The following is an 18700-nucleotide window of genomic DNA, read 5'->3' as shown; positions in this document are numbered from 1 at the left end:
CGATTATGAGCCATACATTTCACATACCGGTCTTAGGACTCGGCTATTCTATAGATACCCCGCTGAAAGTTGCCCGCTATGGCATCTCCTCCGTGATGTCGATCGTCGATGACGAGCTGATCGAAAGAATGCGTATCTATCATGCCGCCGAATGCGGTGAAACTTTCGACCCTATCGGTAAAAAGGAACCTGATGCGCGGGCCAGGCGGATCACTGCCTATCTTGACCTCGTTGCCCAGCAGGTGGACAGACAATTTTCAGCTTTGCTGGAATTGCCTTTCGAACCCGGGAACGACCTGTGCCGTTATTTTGAGCTGCTGCCGGAAGATGCGCGGTTGCGACAGGGTTTTGAATTGATGCAGGAATTTAAGGACCCGCAGCAGCGCCGGTACTTCCTGGACCTGCTGAAAAGCGAGATGAAGCCCGGCGCTATCGATGTCAACATTATGTCGAAGGTAGACAAGATGAATTATGCAGCCGATGGCCAGGCCTTGGGCGACCATTTCACCGACGCACTGGCGGCGCTCCGCGGTTTTGCGGAAAGCCGGCTGGCTTCCTCCGTAATCCTTTCGGCAGGAATGAACCCTCGCCTTTATAGTTACCTGGAATCCTTTAACTGTTTTCTGCCGGATGCGGAAGGTAAACTCCCCAAAAAGGTGACTTTGAAAGTGAGCGATTTCCGTTCCGCATTTATCCAGGCCAAGTTCCTGGCGAAAAAGGGGATCTGGGTTTCCGAGTTCCGCGTGGAGTCCGGTTTGAATTGCGGCGGTCACGCTTTCGCGACCGAAGGCTTTTTACTGGGCCCTATCCTGGAAGAGTTCAAGCAAAAGCGGCAGAGAATGGTCGCGGAGCTGTTTATGAGCTACCAGGCTGCGTTGTTGGAAAAAGGCATTACTATTGAGGCTGCACCCCAGCAGCGTCTAAGTGTTCAAGGCGGTATCGGCACTGCTGGTGAGAATCACTTCCTGCTGCAACATTACGAGGTAGATGCCACTGGTTGGGGAAGTCCCTTTCTGTTGGTGCCGGAAGTGACCAACGTAGATGCAGCCACCCTACAGCAGCTGGAACATGCCGGAGAAGAAGAGTTTTATGTGAGCGGGGCCTCCCCATTGGGTATCCTGTTCAATAATTTTAAACAAAGCACGGCCGAGGCACAGCGATTGAAGCGCCTTGAAAATAACCGTCCGGGCAGTCCCTGCACCAAGAAATATTTATGTACCAATACCGAATTCACGGAACAGCCCATTTGTACAGCTTCCCGGGAATACCAAAACCTGAAGCTAAAGCAATTAGCTACGCTGGAACTCAGCGAACCCGAATATGAGCAGCAATACCGGACCATCACAGAGAAGATCTGTTTATGCGAGGGGCTTTGCGCTTCCGCCTATTTGAAATATGACCTGTTAAAATCACGTGAGAATAAAGCGGTAGCGATCTGCCCGGGACCGAACTTGGCTTATTTTTCCCGGATCTATTCGCTGGAAGAAATGGTGCGGCATATTTATGGTGAGCTTGACTTATTGGGTAAGATCAAACGCCCGCATATGTTCATCAAGGAGCTGAATTTATATATCGATTACCTGAAGACCGACCTGCAGGCACAGTTGAAGGGTCTTACAGATAAAAAACAAAAACAGCTGACCAAATTTAAGGCACAGCTACAGGAAGGGATCAGTTATTACCGGGACTTGTTCAGCAGGCAGGCCGACCAGAACTCGCAACTGATCCAGGAATGGGTAAGCGAACTGTACCTGTCAGAACTGGAACTGAACCAGATCGAGGTCTGAAGCCACCCCAAAAGAAAAGGCCGCTCCTGCGAAAGGGGCGGCCTTTTTGTTAGAACTATTTTTGTTAGGGGCGTTTCGGCATAATGATCACCGGAACGGTGATATGATAGGGCACTTCGCGATTCTGGCCGCGTTTGAAAAAGCTTTTCATTTGTTCTTTCGGACGCAGCATCAGCGCCAGGATATCTGTCCGCTTATTTGCCTTCAGCCATTTCCAATCGCGGACAGGCTGGCTATCATCGATGCTGCGGAAATAAACCCCACCGCAGTTCAGGTTACGATAAAGCGCGTTATTCAGCACCTGCTCCTTCGCCTTTACATCCTGATCCGGTTGCGTTCCCCATAGGTGGGCAACCATTAATTCGGCGGCGAAAGCCTCCATTAGGTTGCCTAATTCGCCGATGCTTTGAATATCTTCGTCTTTCAGGGTGGCTGCATAAGCGATCTTTTCCGGGTTCATCCGTACTGTACCACGAGGCACGACCATTACCGGTATCCTGGCCCAGTCAATGATCCGGCTGCAGGTATCGCCCAATATGTAATCCGCCAGTTCTTGCAGGTCAGGCACACCGCACACCACCATGGCGATATCGGCGCGCGCATCAATCGCGGTCATGATATCCACCAGTTCGGTGTGCCGGGTATTGAAGCTGATCTCCGGCAAGGCGGTGCCGGCAAAAGAGCTGGCGATCAACTCCTGTTCCAGTTGCAACGTGTAGGCTACCAGGCCGTTGTCTTCGGCTTCCTCCATTTCCGGTTTTCCGCCGGCTGTCTGCAGCTGCAGAACCCTTGCCGCCACCCGAGTCAGATTAAATAACAGGACATTGGCCTTCATCTTTTTGGCTAGGTGCAGTGCATAACGCGCGGCAATATGTGAGCCGGCACTTTGATCGGTCAATACGGCTATTGTCTTCATGCCATTCAGGATTGTGCGGTAGTCAAATTACCCGCCATGACCGTTCGGCATAGGCGAAAAGTTCTTTCTTGGTCTTTTTAATGCCAGCGAATAAGGCGGTCAGACCGTTCTGCAGGTCATTACAGCGTTCGAGGAAGCTCAGGTCCATCGACTTTTTATTGTCGCCGATATAAGGTTCCAGGAAAAGCAGGAATTCCGGAACTGCGCATTTTAAGGTGACCAGCTGGTTCTCCTGTCCTTCGATCTTTTGGCGGAATTTTGCCACTGATTCCATACTTTCCGCCGGGGTGGTATCAAATTTCAACAGGATGTTTCGGAAGAAACGGGCTTCATCTTCTAAAAAGGAGATGTCGTCCTGCCAGTGGCGGGCCAGGATGTACAATTCCTGCAATTCTGTTTTCAGTTCGGTATCCGGTGGTAAGTTGTTCATGGCAGTAATTTTTTAATATTAGGATCTGGTCCCGGGAAATACCAGCAGCGGCAACTGCAGGTGGCCAGCCATTTGTTTCGTATGGCTGTGGGCGAACAGTTCGCCGAAAAGGTTGCGGTGTTGGTGCACCATGGCCAGCATATCCACCTGGCCGTTATCACAGATCCAGTCCAGGCCCTCTTCGACCCGATCATTGCGGATCAAGCGGTAATAGATATTGGGGTAGTCGGCTTTATTGGATATACCTACCAGATAATCGGCGATCTTTTCCTTTAAAGCGGGGCTTTCGTGAGGTTCATTACAGGTATGCACGAGCAGCACTTCCGCGTTTAGTTGCCTGGCCCAATATACCAGTTGATAAATATGCTGAAGATCGTTTTCCGGGTCTTCAAATTCAGTGGCGAAGGCGATCTTTTTAACCCGGCGGAATTCTGTGCGCGGTGCGACCAGCAATACCGGTTTTTCCGCGCTGTCGATCAGGTTGGAAGCATGGTTGCCTAACAGCAGGTCGCTGAATACGCCGCCCTGGTGGCTGCCGCTGACGATCAGTTCACAGTCCGTGGTTGCGGCCAAACCTTTAACGACATCGGCTACGATACCGGGCTGGCTCCTGCAACTCACAACCGGGCGAAAACCACTTTCCGGTAAGGAATAATCAAGGGCTTCCTTGAAATCGTGCAGCGCCGTTGCGCTGTCCTCCAGCAGTAATTCATATTCTTCATCCTGCCAAAGCATCATGCCTGCCTGCGGGATCTCCGCTGGTATGATGATAGCGTGGCATAACTGGACATTTGAACGGACTTGCGCTGCCAGGTGATAGCCGTAACGGGCCGCATCTTTTGAACCTTCTGAAAAATCGGTAGCGATCACAATTGTTTTCATGCTGTTATACGCTTGTTTTGTTGCTGTAAAGTTGGGCATTGACCGCGGCGGAAAAAGTGATGCGGGTCATATTTTGGCGTGATCCTGCGTCGGTTACCCGGGTTGTTTTCCGCTACAAAATCCGGTGGTGCGATCAGGAAATTTTTTGATCCTGCGCATTTTCAGGATAAGGGTTTCGCTGTAATTTTGGGGTGGTGCGATCCACCGGATGGCGCTGATAAAAACGATCTATGACCATATACAAACAATTTACATTCGATGCTGCCCATTTTCTGCCAAACGTACCGGAAGGGCATCGCTGCCGTAAGTTACACGGCCATACCTACCATCTTGCCGTTTTTGTATCGGGTCCCGTCGTTACAGGTGAAGGCTGGGTAATTGATTTTAAGGACCTGAAATCGGTTGTTAAGCCGTTGGTAGATCAATTGGACCATCATCTGCTGAATGAGATAGATGGGTTGGAGAATCCGACCGCAGAAAATGTGGCCCGCTGGTTATGGCAGGGTATCCATCAGGAGATCCCCGGGTTGAGCCGGATCGAATTAAAGGAAACTCTGACTTCTGGTGTTATTTATGAAGGGGAGGATCAATGATCAAAAAAGCGGTCATGCTGGATTTGGAATCGCGCTAATTATGGAGAATATTAATACACTTATGACTTTTACGTTCAATTGCACCGCAATTACGTACGTTGAAAAATAAAAAAACCCTTGAAATTTGTTGATTGTCAACAAATTGCAAGGGTTTTAGGTAGCGGGAGCAGGACTCGAACCTACGACCTTCGGGTTATGAGCCCGACGAGCTACCAACTGCTCCATCCCGCACTGTATTGGTATATATTGCATTCCGTTCATAACTCCGGAAAGGTGCTTCCAATTGTCAAAAAAGCTATTTCGCTTTCTTTTAATTGGACTGCAAAGATATAATTCGTTTCTTTGCAGTCCAAATATTATTTTAATTATTTTTTTATGACGCACAGGGCAGGTTTTGTAAGTATAATTGGTAAACCCAACGCGGGTAAATCAACCCTTATGAACGCCCTCGTGGGCGAAAAAATGTCCATCATCACCCCAAAGGCGCAAACAACACGTCATCGTATACTGGGTATTGTAAATGGCGACGACTTCCAGATCGTATTTTCTGACACGCCAGGTATCATAAAACCGCACTACGCCCTGCACGATAGCATGATGCACCAGGTGGAAGGTTCGATTGTAGATGCCGACCTGATATTACTGGTAACTGATATTAACGAGCAGTATGATGAGCAGGATGTACTTAAAAAACTCGAAGGCTCAACCGCCCCGCTGGCCGTGCTGATCAATAAGATAGACCTGTCTGACGAGGAGGAAGTACGCAAAAAGGCGCAGTATTGGCAGGATACCCTGCAGCCTAAGGTAGTATTTGCCATATCGGCCCTGCATGATCATAACATAAAAGCCATTATGGATTTTATAATGGAGAACCTGCCTGAGCATCCGGCGTATTATGAAAAAGATGCGCTTACCGATCGTAACGACCGGTTTTTTGCATCGGAAATGATAAGAGCGCAAATATTTAAGCAATACAAAAAAGAGATCCCTTACAGCAGCGAGGTAATTGTAACCGCCTTTGTGGAGGGCGAAAAACTGCACCGCATAAGTGCTGAAATTATTGTGGAGCGCGATTCCCAAAAAAACATACTGATAGGCGAGGGGGGTAAAATGCTTAAAATTGTAGGCACCTACGCCCGTAGGGATATGGAAGAATTTTTTCAGAGGAAGATATTTCTGGAGATGTTCGTAAAGGTTATCCCTGATTGGCGCAGCAAAAAAAATTACCTTAAAAAATTCGGGTACGAATAATTGAGCAGGATCAGGAGTTAAGATACAGGAATCAAGAAAAATAATTTATATTGATGGTAGTTCTTAACTCTGTACAATACAGAAAAAGTTTATAATTTAGAGTTGGGCCGGTTTAGTACTGTAAAATAACAGCTATGCTTAATCTTGGGTCCTGGTTCTTGAATCTATTACACAAATGAGCAATATAGTAGCAATAGTGGGCCGTCCTAATGTGGGCAAATCCACTTTATATAACCGTTTAACCGAGAGCCGCAAAGCCATAGTTGACGATTTTAGCGGGGTAACCCGCGACAGGCATTACGGCGTATCGGAATGGACGGATCATCACTTTACCGTGGTGGATACCGGCGGGTACGTAGCCAACTCCGAAGATGTATTTGAGGTGGCCATTCGTGAGCAGGTGGTTATTGCCATTGAAGAAGCTACCGTGATATTGTTTATGGTGGATGTTACCACCGGCATTACCGATCTGGATGATGAAATAGCCAACTTGCTGCGTAAAGGCAACAAGCCCGTATTTGTGGTGGTAAATAAACTGGACAATAACGCTCAGTTAGCGGATGCTACCGAGTTTTACAGTTTAGGTCTGGGGGAGATATATACCATATCTTCCATGACGGGTTCAGGTACCGGCGAATTGCTGGATGAAGTGGTAAAGCATTTTGAGGATGTAGATCTCGAAGACAACCAACGCCCTAAATACGCTATTGTCGGCCGGCCTAATGTGGGTAAATCATCCATCATAAATGCCCTGATAGGAAAGGACAGGAATATTGTTACCCCTATAGCAGGCACCACCCGCGATTCCATCCACATCCATTATAACCAGTACGGTCACGATTTTATGTTGATAGATACCGCCGGGTTGCGTAAAAAAACAAAGGTTAAGGAGAATATCGAATTTTACTCGGTAATGCGTACCATTAAAGCTCTGGAAGAAGCCGATGTGGTGATACTGATGATCGACGCCGTAGAAGGGATAGAATCACAGGATATCAATATTTTCCATCTGGCAGAAAAGAATAAAAAAGGGATTGTTATTGTGGTGAATAAGTGGGATCTGATAGAGAAAAATAACAAAACCATTAAAGTTTTTGAAGAGCAGATACGTCAAAAAATAGCCCCGTTTACTGATGTGCCCATTGTATTTACCTCGGTAACCGAAAAGCAACGTGTATTAAAGGTAATTGATACAGCAAACCAGGTTTACCAGAACCGCGCGCGCAAAATATCAACTTCAAAACTTAACGATATTATGCTGCCGATAATAGAGCATTATCCGCCGCCATCATTGAAAGGTAAATACGTTAAAATAAAATACATCACCCAAATAGCAGGTACATCGCCTATGTTTGCGTTTTTCTGTAACCTGCCGCAATACGTAAAGGAGCCTTATTACCGCTTTATTGAAAATCAGTTGCGCGAGAATTTCGAATTCTCTGGCGCCCCGATACAGGTGTGGTTCCGGCAGAAGTAAAAAGAAGGGGTATTATTGATAGCGACTGTTTTAATTAACACTCGCTATTTTGTTTTAAGGCTTTATTTATTTCAATATTTAACATTAAATTTGATTATGAACTTATTGGCAGAAAAAATAGAGCTTGCTAAACGTTTACTGGAAGTGGAAGACGAGCACTTGCTGTTTCAAATTAAACAGTTATTTGAAAATGATGGAAAGGACTTTTGGGACGATCTGCCTCTGGATGTACAAAACGGAATAGAGCGTGCAAAAAAGCAGGCCGACGAAGGAAAACTCATTTCCCACGATCAGGCAATTAGTAAGTATGCTAAATATTTATGAGCAGATCAATATTTTGGACAGAAGAAGCACAGGAAACTTTTGACCATATTGTTTTGCTTATTGATGATAAATGGGGAATGAAACAAGCAGGGATATTTATAAATCGTGTTCAGACAACTCTAAAATTAATAGCTGTTCAGCCTTACATGTACCAGGCATCATTGATAGCGGAAATAAGAAGGGCTGTCATATCAAAGCAAACTTCATTGTTTTATAAGGTTAATGAAAAGTCAATAATTGTGCTTTATTTTTGGGATAATCGGCAGGATCCGTTGATTTCTTAGGTATCAGCTATTCTTCTTATTTATTTGCTGAGGGGTTTTTCCTCCTTTAGCATCATTGCAAACAATCCTTATCTTTATACTACACTATGCAATCAACCTTAAATAAGTATAATTTAAAATTTCAGGAGGCGCTTGCCGGGTTAAACCCCGAGCAATTGGCGGCTGTTAATAAAATGGATGGCCCCGTGCTGGTAGTAGCCGGGCCGGGTACGGGCAAAACGCAGATACTGGCCGCTCGCATTGGTAAAATATTAACGGATACAGATGCGCAGCCAAACGAGATATTGTGCCTCACCTATACAGATGCTGGCGCCGTTGCCATGCGCAAACGCTTGTTTGAGTTTATTGGCCCCGATGCCTACCGCATAAATATTTACACCTTTCATGCTTTTTGTAACGAGATCATCCAGGAGAATCTGGAATATTTTGGTAAACTGAATTTAGAAGCGTTGTCTGATCTGGAATCGGCGATGCTGTTTCGCGAACTGGTAGACGACCTGCCGAACGATCACCTGCTGAAGCGCTTTACCGGAGATATTTATTACGATGCCCCGCGTTTTAAAAGCTTATTCTCCACCATGAAACGCGAAAACTGGTCGGCAGAATTTATCCATCAAACCGTTCAGGAGTATTTGGATGACCTGCCCAACCGTGAAGAATTTATCTACAAAAGAGCTAACGCCAAGGCCGGGATAAAAATCGGCGATCCTAAGCAAAAAGATATCGACAAGGCTCATGAAACTATGGCCAAGCTTTTGGCAGCCGTAGGTGAGTATGATAATTACATAGCCAAAATGAAGAAGCAGGGCAGGTATGATTATGATGACATGATCATTTGGGTGCTACAGGCCTTTAGGGAAAATGAGGAGATATTGCGTAAATATCAGGAGCGTTATCAATATATCCTGGTGGATGAATTTCAGGATACCAGCGGCTCGCAAAACGAACTGCTGAAGTTTTTATTGAGCTATTGGGAAACTCCCAATGTGTTTGTTGTAGGCGACGACGACCAGTCGATATTCAAATTCCAGGGTGCTAACATGAAAAACATTCTTGATTTTGCGGGCGATTATGTGCAAACCCTGCAAACGGTGGTGTTAAAACATAATTACCGGTCCAATCAGCATATACTTGATATTTCACGGGCGCTTATAAATAACAACCGGGAGCGTTTAACCACACAGCTAAAGCTCGATAAAAATCTGCGTTCATCGCATCCGCGTTTTGATCAGCTGGTAGTAGAGCCCTTAATAAAGGAATACGAAAACCCCGCACAGGAACTGGTAGATGTGGCTCTGCAAATAAAAGATCTGGTAGCTAAAGGAACCCCGCCCGGTGAAATAGCGGTGATATACCGTAACCACAGCCAGGTAGAAGAATTGTTAAAATTTCTGGAGGCGCAAAAGATAGCGGTAAACACCAAACGTAAAATAGATGTATTGACTACGCCCTTCGGCGAAAAGATAGTGAACATTTTACGCTACCTGGCCATGGAGCTGGATTCGCCGTATAGTGGTGATGAACTCCTATTCGAGATATTGCATTATGACCTGTTCACCATTCCGCCCATAGAGATAGCAAAGGCAAGTATAGCGGTAGCTAAAGAAAACTTCGGTATGCTCAAAAACGACCAGCCGGTTACCTCCCTGCGCCGCTACATCAGCGAAATGAAGCTGGTTGCCCAAACAGACCTGTTCAGCAAACAGCCCAACACCGAAATGAAATTTTTGGTGAATGATATCGACTACCTGCTTAAATCGGCAGTGAGCGTTACCTTACAGCAGTTTTTTCAGGATGTGGTAACTAAAATGGGTATCCTTAAATATATTATGCAGCAGCATGATAAGGGAACCTATATGCAGGTGCTAACCAGTTTTTTTGATTTCCTGAAAGAGGAGAGCCGCAAGAATCCCGAAATTAAACTGTCCGACCTGATTGCCACCATAGAGCTGATGAAAAAGAACAATATCCGCATAGAACTGAATAAAGTAATATTCTCGGATAATGGCGTGAATTTTTTAACAGCACACGGTTCAAAGGGATTAGAGTTTGAGCATGTGTTTTTTATAGGCTGCGATAAACGCACCTGGGATGGCAAGGGACGTAATTATGGTTTCAGCTACCCCGATACGCTCACCGGTGCCATGTCCGACGATATTGCACAAAAAGAAGAAGCACGCCGCCTTTTTTATGTAGCCATTACTCGTGCAAAGCAATGCCTGCACGTTTCATATGCCGCCAAAGATGCTAAGGGAAAAGATCAGGAGCGCTCGCAATTCATAGGCGAGATACTGGCCGATACGCATTTGCAGTTGAGCTATCCGCATGTTAATGACGAGGATATGTTTGGCTTTTTCGCCACACAATATAACGAGGATGATAAACCTGTGGTTGAATTGCTTGACCGCAACTACATTAACCAGCTACTGCAAAATTATACGCTTTCGGTTACCCATCTTAATAATTACCTGGATTGCCCGCTCCGTTTTTACTTTCAATGTTTAATACGTGTTCCATCAGGCAAAAGCCCGTCGGCCACATTTGGGCAGGCGGTACACTGGGCGTTGAATAAGGCCTTCCGTAAGTTAAAAGATCCTGAAGATGAGTTTATGCCTGTTGATGATTTTGTTAACGAATTCAGGTGGTACATGTACCGTAACCGCGACTCGTTCACCAAAACGGATTTTAAGCTGCGGGTTGATTATGGCGATAAAATATTACCGCCCTATTACCAACAAAATGTACCCACATGGAATAAAGTTGCGCTAACTGAGCGAACTATAAAAAACATTGAGGTAGATGGCGTGCCCATAAAAGGAAACCTGGATAAAATTGAATTTAATGGCAAGCAGGTTACCGTGGTTGATTATAAAACCGGCCGGGTACGCAACGCCAAAACTAAATTACTAAGGCCAACTGAGGAACAACCTAATGGCGGCGATTACTGGCGCCAGGCGGTATTTTATAAAATATTAGTAGATAACGACCGCACAAATGACTGGGAAGTGATCAACACCATATTTGATTTTGTTGAGCCGGTTAATGATGAGTATTTCAGCGAAAAGATAGTGATAACCCCTGATGATATTGAAACGGTTACCGGGCAGATCACCTCGGTTTATCAAAAAATAATGCAGCATGATTTTAACGTAGGCTGCGGTAAAAAAGAATGCGATTGGTGCCATTTTGTAAAAAGCAATTTTAGCCAAACAGGTAACATTTTAGAAGTAAACGAGGAGGAAGAAGTATAATTTTTAAATTGCAAAATGAAACAGCTTAAACTCGTTATTCTTCTATTGATCACTGCTCCCGCCTTTGCGCAAACCACCATACGGCCTGATGCTGCCATTAAACAAATGACCGATGAAGTATCGGCCAAAAACATAAAAGCCATAGTACGAAAGCTGGTAAGTTTTAAAACCCGCCATACGTTAAGCGATACCACAAGTAAAACAGAGGGGATAGGGGCTGCACGTAACTGGATAAAAGCGGAGTATGAAAAATACGCGGCTGCCTCCGGCAGTCGGATGAAGGTAGAGTTTGATGTTTTTACACAACCAAAGGGAAACCGCATTGATAAGGATACACCCATGAAAAACGTATTGGCCATTTTAAAAGGGACCGATACCGCCGATAAACGCATCTACCTGGTATCCGGGCATTATGATTCCAGGGTGAGCGATGTGATGGATGCCACATCCGCAGCACCCGGCGCGGTTGATGATGCATCAGGTACCGCCCTTTCCATGGAGTTGGCGCGAGTTATGGCAAAACATAAATTCCCGGCTACCATCATTTTTGTTGCGATGGTGGGCGAAGAGCAAGGGTTATACGGCTCAACCAATTTGGCCAAACGCGCTAAAGCTGAAGGATGGGATATTGACGCCATGCTGAATAATGATATTGTTGGCAATACCTATGGGATGGAAACAGGGTTAAAGGACAACCGCAGTGTGCGTGTGTTTAGCGAAGGTGTACCCGCCGCGGAGACCGAGCGACAAGCAGCCATCCGTAATGCGGTAGGCGGCGAGAATGACAGCCCGGCACGCGAACTGGCACGTTATATAAAGGAAGTTGGCGAACGATATGTTGACCAGTTAGATGTTAAGCTGATCTATCGCAGAGACCGTTACCTGCGCGGCGGCGATCATACGCCGTTTTCGCAACAGGGTTTTACAGCTATACGCGTTACCGAAATGAACGAGGATTTTAACCGCCAGCATCAAGATATACGTACCGGGAACGGAGTTAACTATGGGGATCTGCCCGATTTTGCCGATTATGAATATACGCAGAAAGTGGCACGCATGAATCTTGCTGTACTGGCTAACCTGGCTTTAGCACCAGCGGAACCACAAAATGTAGGTATTGTAACCAGCGGGCTTACCAATAAAACCCAATTAAAGTGGCAGGCACCTAAGGGTAATGCTGCTGCAGGTTATTATGTTTTAATGCGCGAAACCAGCAGCCCGGTTTGGGAGAAGAAATTTTATGTAAGCGGCACTGATGCTACGCTGGCTTACTCCAAGGACAATTACCTTTTTGCGGTACAGTCTGTTGACGCTCAGGGGCACGAAAGCCTGCCGGTATTTCCGAAGCCGGTAAGATAAAGGCGATCTAAAGCCCTCCGGATTTTGAATTTCGGCCTATGGTGAGGTAAAGTATTGAACCCAAAAACGGCGCGAGCAGCACGATCACTATCCAAAGTAACTTGGTGTTCTGGTCTTTAAAATCGGAGCGGATAATATCTATCAGGCAAAATATAACCATAATAGGATAGGCTATTAGCGCTAATATGGCTAAAATTAACTCCGGGCCGCCAATGTTTAAAAACGATAGTACTGACATATGGTAATTATTTATTACCTATAAATATATGCCATTGATGCTTAATAGAAAAACTTCTTGGAGTTTTTAAAACTATTGACCTGCCCTGTTTTATTTTACACTGCGTTTTTGTACAATAAAATACCCTATTACAAATACCACTGCTGATATGCCCAGGCTCACAAATACATCTTTAGTAAAAACATCAATTACCAGATCTTTAGCCGGGCCTTTTTGCTTATGTATCATACTGCTTAATGCTACCATTGGGTGCGAATAGGGGAATGCATAACTGTATTCCCAGTTCTTTGATGCCGCTATTACCCCCACTATAGTAGCCACAAAACCGACACCCATAGGTTTCAAAAAGTCTTTCCATAAAAGGCTTAATAAAAATTGTATGGATAATATGCCCAATGCTGATAAGAATAATTTGAAATAAACCTGCATAAGCTGCAGTTCCATATGGTAGTTGTTAAACTTTAGCTCGGGCTTTAACAGGCTTAGCAAATTACCAAAACCTATAGTCAAAACGGTAAACAAAGCGAGGCATAAAAATATCAGGAACACCGCGTAAAGGAATTTAGCCGCATATACCGACCAGCGCGAAATAGGCAGGCTGAACAGGGTTTTCCAGGTATCGGCCTTATGTTCTACATTATTTACGGAATAGGCCACAAATATGGTGTACATCGGTAATAATAAAGAACCCATCATACCAAGGCTTATCATGGTAAATTGTATCCACAGCATAATAGGCTGCATCATTACAAATTTTTCACTTTTGGTATAAAATATAGCAAAGGCCAGTAGGGTAATGAGTAAAGGCAACAGTATGGCGCTCCAAAAACCCAGGGTTTTGCGGGTCTTATAAAATTCAGACCGGAATGATAATAAAAATCCCTTCATGATGATTGGGTATTTTGAGTGATAGATAAAAACAGGTTTTCCAGGTCTTTATGTTGTTTGCTGATGCTGAAAACCATAATACTGTGTTGATTAAGCAAAGCATTCACTTCGCCCATTTGCTGTTTAGAAACGAAAGGCACAAATAAGCTTTGGTTATTTATATCGCTCACCTCGTATCCGTTCCTTTTCAGCAGATTAGCGGCATCAACACTGTTATCTGTTTCAATATATATTTGTGGCTGACTAATGCTCTCCAGGTCTTTTATACTTCCCTGAAACAACATCTCACCATTATTAATAATGCCAACATGCGTAGCCATCCGCTCAATTTCGCCCAGTAAATGGCTGCTGATGAACACGGTTTTTTGATGCTCTTTAACCAATCGCATCAGTAATTCGCGTATTTCAATAATCCCGTTAGGGTCAAGGCCATTGGTAGGCTCGTCAAGTATCAGTAATTTAGGATCGTTCAATAAGGCGAGCGCAATACCCAGGCGCTGTTTCATACCCAGTGAATATTGCCCGGCTTTCTTATTAGCTGCATTGCTCAGCTTCACCAGCTTAAGCATTTCGTCTACACGGTCTTCGTTAACCTGTAGCAGCATAGCCCGGTTAAGCAGATTCTCTTTACCGGTTAAATGATGATATATAGCAGGCTGCTCAATTAATGAACCTATTTGTGATAATATTTTTATGCGGTTCTTTTGCAGTTCCTGCTCAAAAATATAAATGCTGCCTTCTTCTGTTTGCAGCAGGTTTAGCAGCATTTTAATAGTAGTGGTTTTACCGGCGCCGTTGGGTCCTAAAAATCCGTATATGCACCCTTCGGGCACTTGCAGCGATAGCGATTTAACAACCTGCTGGCTGCCAAAGCTGAACGAAAGGTTTTCGGTACGGATTACCATACAGTATCTTTTGAAAGGTTGCAAACAGTTTTAACTAAGCTAACACCTTTAACGAATAATGATTTTGCTTGTATGGTGGTAGAGTGTGTTGAAGCAAACTCTTGTGTTTTTTGTTCAAACTGGTAGCTAACCCCCATAATTATTGCAAATACTACAGGAGCAAGTAATAAAATGAATGGATTTGAATTTGAAACTAACTTTTTCATTGTTGTGATTGTTTTTGATGCAACAAAGGAATATTAAAAAAACCGGGCGCTAAAATCATTTAGACCAACACACAGGATTTGTAGATAAACGCCGATTTATATACTTAAATCAGTTGATCGGTAATAAACGCCAGTTCATCGGTAAAAAAACTTACTATATATAATTACAAGGGTTTGTAATTATCAAAATATTACATTAGTTGCTGTAATTGTAAGGTATGGCATTAATAAAAAAAAGTTGGCAAATATTCTGGCACATAATTTTTTGGCTTGGCGGTATTGCGTTCTTTTTGTTTTTAGCTCATAGTAACAGCAAAGTAGCACTGCAAAGTTTACTGGTAATATTTTTACTGTATGGCATAATAAATATAGGCCTCTTCTATTTAAACTACCTTATATTAATACCGCGCTTTTTAGATAAAAAGAAGTATAAAACGTATGCTATGTTTATAATAGCCACTATAGTTTTATTTGGTGTTGGTAAGTATGGAGTAGCATTAGTATTCAAAAAAATAATATTAATGCACATGAAAGATGGTGCAACAACCGGCTTTTGGTCTTATTTTCTCAGTACCATATTTACCAGTGTAATATTCATATTTTTAAGTACCGTTTTAAAATTCACTATTGATTGGTTCCTGAATGAACGCGTACAGCGAGATCTGGAAAATCAGCGGCTCACTGCTGAGTTGTCGTTCCTGAAATCGCAGATCAATCCTCATTTTCTTTTTAACTCCTTAAACAGCATTTATTCGCTTGCCTATCAAAAGTCGGATACCACGCCCGAGGCTATCCTTAAATTATCGGAGATTATGCGGTATATGCTGTATGAGTGTAACGATAATAAGGTTGATCTGACCAAAGAACTACAGTACCTGCAAAACTATATCGATCTGCAGCGGATACGCTTTGGCAATAAAGCTTTTATTGATTACGAAGTGAAGGGTGAGGTAACCAACCAGCAAATAGTACCTCTATTGCTGATATCTTTTATCGAGAACGCTTTTAAACATGGGGTGGCAAATGATCCGCAATCACCTATTGAGTTAAAAATAACCCTTACCGACGGGCATCTGTACTTTTTTATCCAAAACAAAAAACACACCCACAACCGCGATGCGGAAGGGGGGATAGGTTTAATTAATGTACGCCGCAGGCTTGATCTGCTGTACTCCGGTAAATATAATTTAGATATTCGTGACGAAACGGATACTTATACTTGTCAATTATCCTTAGTTTTATAACCATGATCAGATGTCTTGTTGTTGATGATGAGCCTTTGGCCTTGCATATACTGGAAGATTATATCTCCAAGATGCCTTTTTTGCAGTTGATCAAATCAACCACTAACCCTATTGAAGCGCTTACCATGGTGCAGGATGGTAATATCGACCTGGTTTTTTTGGATGTGCAAATGCCCGAACTTACCGGCATACAATTTTTGCGCATTGCCAACGGAAAAACCAAGGTGATACTTACAACCGCCTATCCGCAGTACGCTTTAGAAGGTTACGAGCTGGATGTAGTGGATTATTTACTTAAACCCATCGCTTTTGACAGGTTTTTAAAATCGGTACAAAAGGCACAATCCGTTTTACAGCCTGCTGCTAAACCCGTAGCCCCGGCTGAACCTGCACAGCAGGATGATTTTTTAAGCGATTTTATATTTGTTAAAACAGAGCATAAAATTCAGAAGGTTTACCTGCACGATATATTATATATAGAAGGGTTAAAAGATTACGTATCCATATTTACCGATGCCGAACGCATAATTACCCTGCAAGGCATGAAAAAAATGGATGATGCCCTGCCCGATAAACATTTTATACGTGTACACAAATCATACATCGTAGCTATCAATAAGATAGACAGCATTGAGCGCAGCCGTATTTTTATCGGCGACAAAGTGATCCCAGTTGGCGACACCTACCGCGACGATTTCTTTAAAGTGATTGACGGTAAGAATATCTGATAATATTCATGTTTATATTATAAAGCGAGGGATTACAACACTTGTTGCGTCATTATCCTTATCTCTTTAGGGTAATAGTTATTAATGCGGTTGGGTAGTAATTTTGCCCATCCTAAAGCGTGGCCCTCGTATGTCATCAGGCTCCAGCCCTTTTCAGCAACATCAATATTAATGTTATCCCTGCGCAGGTATTGTATGGCTTGTTCCTTATTTAGTGTGGTACTTAAAACGGCATTACGGTTAATGGCCAGGCTCAGGGCCAGTTCGTGGTCAGGTATCAGGTCCTTTCCGGCCAGCTTGCCAACACGTACCCCCGATTTTTTGATATATAAACTGCGGTGCAATTGGTTCAGGCTTTCCTTATGCTCGCGGTTTATAGCCAGCCAGTCATCATTCACCTTAAAAAAGTAAAAATCATCCGGCTCATTTAAATAAGCTTTTACTATATCCAGCTCATTAGCGGGTAATTTTTGCTGACTATTGTTTTTATAATTCGAGGTGCCGGTTGTGTCTCCTTTTTTACGCATGCAGGCTGCAAATAATCCTTCGCCTTTTACCTCACCCGGATAAAAGCGATATCCCCAGGCCTTTTGCACGTCTGATTGGCTTTCCACAATTCCCCATTCCTTATCTATAGGTATACGTATGCTTTCCAGCTCAAATTCCTTGCATAGCCAATCCAGTATATCCTCGTTTTCCTGGTGCGAGTAGGAGCAGGTACTATATATAAGGTAGCCGTCTTCTTTTAAAGCCGGGTAAATATCCGCAAGTATCCGTTCCTGCCGCTGGTGGCAAAGGTTAACATTAGCTTCCGACCATTCCTTCATGGCCGCGGCATCCTTACGGAACATGCCCGAGCCCGAGCATGGCGCATCAACCAGTATCACATCAAAAAAATGCTGCAGGTGAGTAAAATCCTTCGGGTCGTTATTAGTAGCAATTACGTTTGATGTTCCCCAGCGGGTAAGGTTATCAGTTAATACAGGTACGCGCGTTTTTATAATTTCATTGGATACCAGCAGATCGCTGCTTTGCAGGGCCGAATTCAGCAAGGTACTTTTACCCCCGGGAGCAGCACACAGGTCGAGCACCTTAATAGCATCCTCTTTTTCAGGTCGGATATTTTTCAGAATATGGTCGATAAACATGGACGATGCCTCCTGCACATAGTAACAGCCCGCATGAAAAAGCGGATCGAAGGTAAAAGAGGGTCGCTCATCCAGATAAAAACCTTCGGCACACCAGGGCACCTGCGTATTTATTTTCATGGATGATGGCTTAAAAGGGTTAAGCCGGACAGAGGTAAGCGGGCTGCCGGCAAGGTGTTCGTTTATGAAACGCTCGCGGTTAAATCCCGGTTCACCGGTTAATGAATCCAAAAAACGCGCCGGAAAAGAATAATTATCCATATATAATTCAAACTTACACAAAAAAACGAGGGCATAAATTGCGCTGTTTTATAAAAAAACGAAGGCCTGCTGCAATTTTGAGTTTATTTTTTAAACCCTGTTTTTGTTGGTTGCAGGCACAATAGGCTCATATTTGCGGTATCAGATAAAATAAATATTGATGCAGATTAGTTCACTAACAGCAAGTTACCATAAGGCCTTGTATTATTTTATAAATACTTTTGGCAGATAGCCGATTTCTCCTTACATTTGTGACCGCTCAAATAAAAAAGGGCGTTGTTTTTTGAAGATTAGCGAATAAAAAAATATTTAAAAAAAAGTGAAAATAACACTTGACATGAATACTAAATTATTTGCATCTTTGCAGCCGCTTCGGGAACGAAGCAAATAGTAAAAGAAAGTAAAACCAAATAGGTTTTCAAAATAAAAGATGTCTGCGACAGACATCAAAAAAGTTCTTAAAAGAGATAGGAAGTAAATTATGCAGCGTAACGGTAAGTGGGAGACCACGAGCTGGGATGCAAAAAG

The 18700-nt window shown here is 43.8% G+C and carries 18 protein-coding genes and 1 tRNA gene; 10 read left to right on the top strand and 9 right to left on the bottom strand.

Translation table 11 applies throughout. The annotated features are described in order from the left end of the window. Positions 1-5: 5 nt before the first annotated feature. Positions 6-1787, top strand: a complete 1782-nt coding sequence (locus I5M19_RS09770) for a hypothetical protein (protein ID WP_200066152.1) — start codon at positions 6-8, stop codon at positions 1785-1787. A gap of 64 nt (positions 1788-1851) precedes the next feature. Here the strand turns inward: I5M19_RS09770 and I5M19_RS09765 are convergent, their stop codons facing one another. From I5M19_RS09765 to I5M19_RS09755, 3 genes are read right to left on the bottom strand one after another with little or no spacing between them, the layout of a single operon-like run. Continuing rightward, a complete protein-coding gene (locus tag I5M19_RS09765; protein WP_200066151.1) occupies positions 1852-2703 on the bottom strand; it encodes a universal stress protein in 852 nt (283 codons plus the stop codon). Positions 2704-2725: 22 nt separating this feature from the next. Then, positions 2726-3133, bottom strand: coding sequence for a hypothetical protein (locus I5M19_RS09760; protein ID WP_200066150.1), 408 nt, complete (start codon positions 3131-3133; stop codon positions 2726-2728). 18 nt (positions 3134-3151) lie between these two features. Continuing rightward, a complete protein-coding gene (locus tag I5M19_RS09755) occupies positions 3152-4015 on the bottom strand; it encodes a universal stress protein (RefSeq protein ID WP_200066149.1) in 864 nt (287 codons plus the stop codon). A 230-nt stretch (positions 4016-4245) separates the two neighbouring features. Between I5M19_RS09755 and queD the strand changes: the two genes are divergently transcribed. Further along, positions 4246-4608 carry a 6-carboxytetrahydropterin synthase QueD gene (gene queD, locus I5M19_RS09750; RefSeq protein WP_200066148.1) on the top strand — a complete coding sequence of 121 codons (363 nt, stop codon included), beginning with the start codon at positions 4246-4248 and terminating at the stop codon, positions 4606-4608. A gap of 158 nt (positions 4609-4766) precedes the next feature. On the opposite strand, the gene I5M19_RS09745 is transcribed toward queD, so the two are convergent. Further along, positions 4767-4839: transfer RNA gene (locus I5M19_RS09745), tRNA-Met, on the bottom strand. 144 nt (positions 4840-4983) lie between these two features. Here I5M19_RS09745 and era point away from each other — a divergent pair. The 6 genes from era (at position 4984) to I5M19_RS09715 (ending at position 12554) form a co-directional block, all read left to right on the top strand. After that, complete coding sequence (gene era, locus I5M19_RS09740; protein ID WP_200066147.1) at positions 4984-5859, top strand: GTPase Era; 876 nt, start codon at positions 4984-4986, stop codon at positions 5857-5859. 175 nt (positions 5860-6034) lie between these two features. Beyond that, positions 6035-7336: a ribosome biogenesis GTPase Der gene (gene der, locus I5M19_RS09735; RefSeq protein WP_200066146.1), complete on the top strand. Its 1302-nt coding sequence runs from the start codon at positions 6035-6037 to the stop codon at positions 7334-7336. A gap of 96 nt (positions 7337-7432) precedes the next feature. Beyond that, on the top strand, positions 7433-7660 hold the full coding sequence (locus I5M19_RS09730) for a hypothetical protein (protein WP_200066145.1): 228 nt from the start codon (positions 7433-7435) through the stop codon (positions 7658-7660). Continuing rightward, entirely contained in the window at positions 7657-7944 is a 288-nt protein-coding gene (locus tag I5M19_RS09725; RefSeq protein WP_200066144.1) for a type II toxin-antitoxin system RelE/ParE family toxin, read from the top strand. Before I5M19_RS09730 ends, I5M19_RS09725 begins: the two co-directional genes overlap by 4 nt. An 86-nt stretch (positions 7945-8030) precedes the next feature. Beyond that, positions 8031-11195 (top strand): ATP-dependent DNA helicase, encoded by a 3165-nt coding sequence (locus tag I5M19_RS09720; RefSeq protein WP_200066143.1) that lies wholly within the window; start codon positions 8031-8033, stop codon positions 11193-11195. A gap of 15 nt (positions 11196-11210) precedes the next feature. Then, positions 11211-12554: a M20/M25/M40 family metallo-hydrolase gene (locus I5M19_RS09715; protein ID WP_200066142.1), complete on the top strand. Its 1344-nt coding sequence runs from the start codon at positions 11211-11213 to the stop codon at positions 12552-12554. Positions 12555-12561: 7 nt separating this feature from the next. On the opposite strand, the gene I5M19_RS09710 is transcribed toward I5M19_RS09715, so the two are convergent. The 4 genes from I5M19_RS09710 to I5M19_RS09695 form a co-directional block, all read right to left on the bottom strand. Then, complete coding sequence (locus tag I5M19_RS09710) at positions 12562-12792, bottom strand: PLD nuclease N-terminal domain-containing protein (protein ID WP_200066141.1); 231 nt, start codon at positions 12790-12792, stop codon at positions 12562-12564. Between the two features lie 90 nt (positions 12793-12882). Then, entirely contained in the window at positions 12883-13680 is a 798-nt protein-coding gene (locus tag I5M19_RS09705; protein WP_214653052.1) for an ABC transporter permease, read from the bottom strand. Next, positions 13677-14585, bottom strand: coding sequence for an ABC transporter ATP-binding protein (locus I5M19_RS09700; RefSeq protein WP_200066140.1), 909 nt, complete (start codon positions 14583-14585; stop codon positions 13677-13679). The genes I5M19_RS09705 and I5M19_RS09700 overlap by 4 nt, the downstream gene beginning before the upstream one ends. Then, positions 14579-14791 (bottom strand): hypothetical protein, encoded by a 213-nt coding sequence (locus I5M19_RS09695; RefSeq protein WP_200066139.1) that lies wholly within the window; start codon positions 14789-14791, stop codon positions 14579-14581. Before I5M19_RS09695 ends, I5M19_RS09700 begins: the two co-directional genes overlap by 7 nt. Before the next feature lie 218 nt (positions 14792-15009). On the opposite strand from I5M19_RS09695, the gene I5M19_RS09690 reads away from it, so the two are divergent. Both I5M19_RS09690 and I5M19_RS09685 read left to right on the top strand, forming a co-directional pair. Next, positions 15010-16035 carry a sensor histidine kinase gene (locus tag I5M19_RS09690; RefSeq protein WP_200066138.1) on the top strand — a complete coding sequence of 342 codons (1026 nt, stop codon included), beginning with the start codon at positions 15010-15012 and terminating at the stop codon, positions 16033-16035. 2 nt (positions 16036-16037) lie between these two features. After that, a complete protein-coding gene (locus I5M19_RS09685; protein ID WP_200066137.1) occupies positions 16038-16763 on the top strand; it encodes a LytR/AlgR family response regulator transcription factor in 726 nt (241 codons plus the stop codon). A 32-nt stretch (positions 16764-16795) separates the two neighbouring features. Here I5M19_RS09685 and I5M19_RS09680 read toward each other — a convergent pair whose 3' ends face one another. Then, positions 16796-18172, bottom strand: coding sequence for a methyltransferase RsmF C-terminal domain-like protein (locus I5M19_RS09680; RefSeq protein ID WP_200066136.1), 1377 nt, complete (start codon positions 18170-18172; stop codon positions 16796-16798). Positions 18173-18700: the final 528 nt, after the last annotated feature.

Source organism: Mucilaginibacter segetis (genome assembly GCF_016522075.1).
In the GTDB taxonomy this organism is placed as follows: domain Bacteria; phylum Bacteroidota; class Bacteroidia; order Sphingobacteriales; family Sphingobacteriaceae; genus Mucilaginibacter; species Mucilaginibacter segetis.
The sequence above is the reverse complement of the archived record's forward strand: the minus strand, read 5'-3'. Positions and strand labels throughout refer to the sequence as shown.

Coding starts and splice junctions, on each gene's coding strand:
- I5M19_RS09770 (WP_200066152.1), top strand. CDS start 6: ATGAGCCATACATTTCACATACCGGTCTTAGGACTCGGCTATTCTATA.
- I5M19_RS09765 (WP_200066151.1), bottom strand. CDS start 2,703: ATGAAGACAATAGCCGTATTGACCGATCAAAGTGCCGGCTCACATATT.
- I5M19_RS09760 (WP_200066150.1), bottom strand. CDS start 3,133: ATGAACAACTTACCACCGGATACCGAACTGAAAACAGAATTGCAGGAA.
- I5M19_RS09755 (WP_200066149.1), bottom strand. CDS start 4,015: ATGAAAACAATTGTGATCGCTACCGATTTTTCAGAAGGTTCAAAAGAT.
- queD (WP_200066148.1), top strand. CDS start 4,246: ATGACCATATACAAACAATTTACATTCGATGCTGCCCATTTTCTGCCA.
- era (WP_200066147.1), top strand. CDS start 4,984: ATGACGCACAGGGCAGGTTTTGTAAGTATAATTGGTAAACCCAACGCG.
- der (WP_200066146.1), top strand. CDS start 6,035: ATGAGCAATATAGTAGCAATAGTGGGCCGTCCTAATGTGGGCAAATCC.
- I5M19_RS09730 (WP_200066145.1), top strand. CDS start 7,433: ATGAACTTATTGGCAGAAAAAATAGAGCTTGCTAAACGTTTACTGGAA.
- I5M19_RS09725 (WP_200066144.1), top strand. CDS start 7,657: ATGAGCAGATCAATATTTTGGACAGAAGAAGCACAGGAAACTTTTGAC.
- I5M19_RS09720 (WP_200066143.1), top strand. CDS start 8,031: ATGCAATCAACCTTAAATAAGTATAATTTAAAATTTCAGGAGGCGCTT.
- I5M19_RS09715 (WP_200066142.1), top strand. CDS start 11,211: ATGAAACAGCTTAAACTCGTTATTCTTCTATTGATCACTGCTCCCGCC.
- I5M19_RS09710 (WP_200066141.1), bottom strand. CDS start 12,792: ATGTCAGTACTATCGTTTTTAAACATTGGCGGCCCGGAGTTAATTTTA.
- I5M19_RS09705 (WP_214653052.1), bottom strand. CDS start 13,680: ATGAAGGGATTTTTATTATCATTCCGGTCTGAATTTTATAAGACCCGC.
- I5M19_RS09700 (WP_200066140.1), bottom strand. CDS start 14,585: ATGGTAATCCGTACCGAAAACCTTTCGTTCAGCTTTGGCAGCCAGCAG.
- I5M19_RS09695 (WP_200066139.1), bottom strand. CDS start 14,791: ATGAAAAAGTTAGTTTCAAATTCAAATCCATTCATTTTATTACTTGCT.
- I5M19_RS09690 (WP_200066138.1), top strand. CDS start 15,010: ATGGCATTAATAAAAAAAAGTTGGCAAATATTCTGGCACATAATTTTT.
- I5M19_RS09685 (WP_200066137.1), top strand. CDS start 16,038: ATGATCAGATGTCTTGTTGTTGATGATGAGCCTTTGGCCTTGCATATA.
- I5M19_RS09680 (WP_200066136.1), bottom strand. CDS start 18,172: ATGGATAATTATTCTTTTCCGGCGCGTTTTTTGGATTCATTAACCGGT.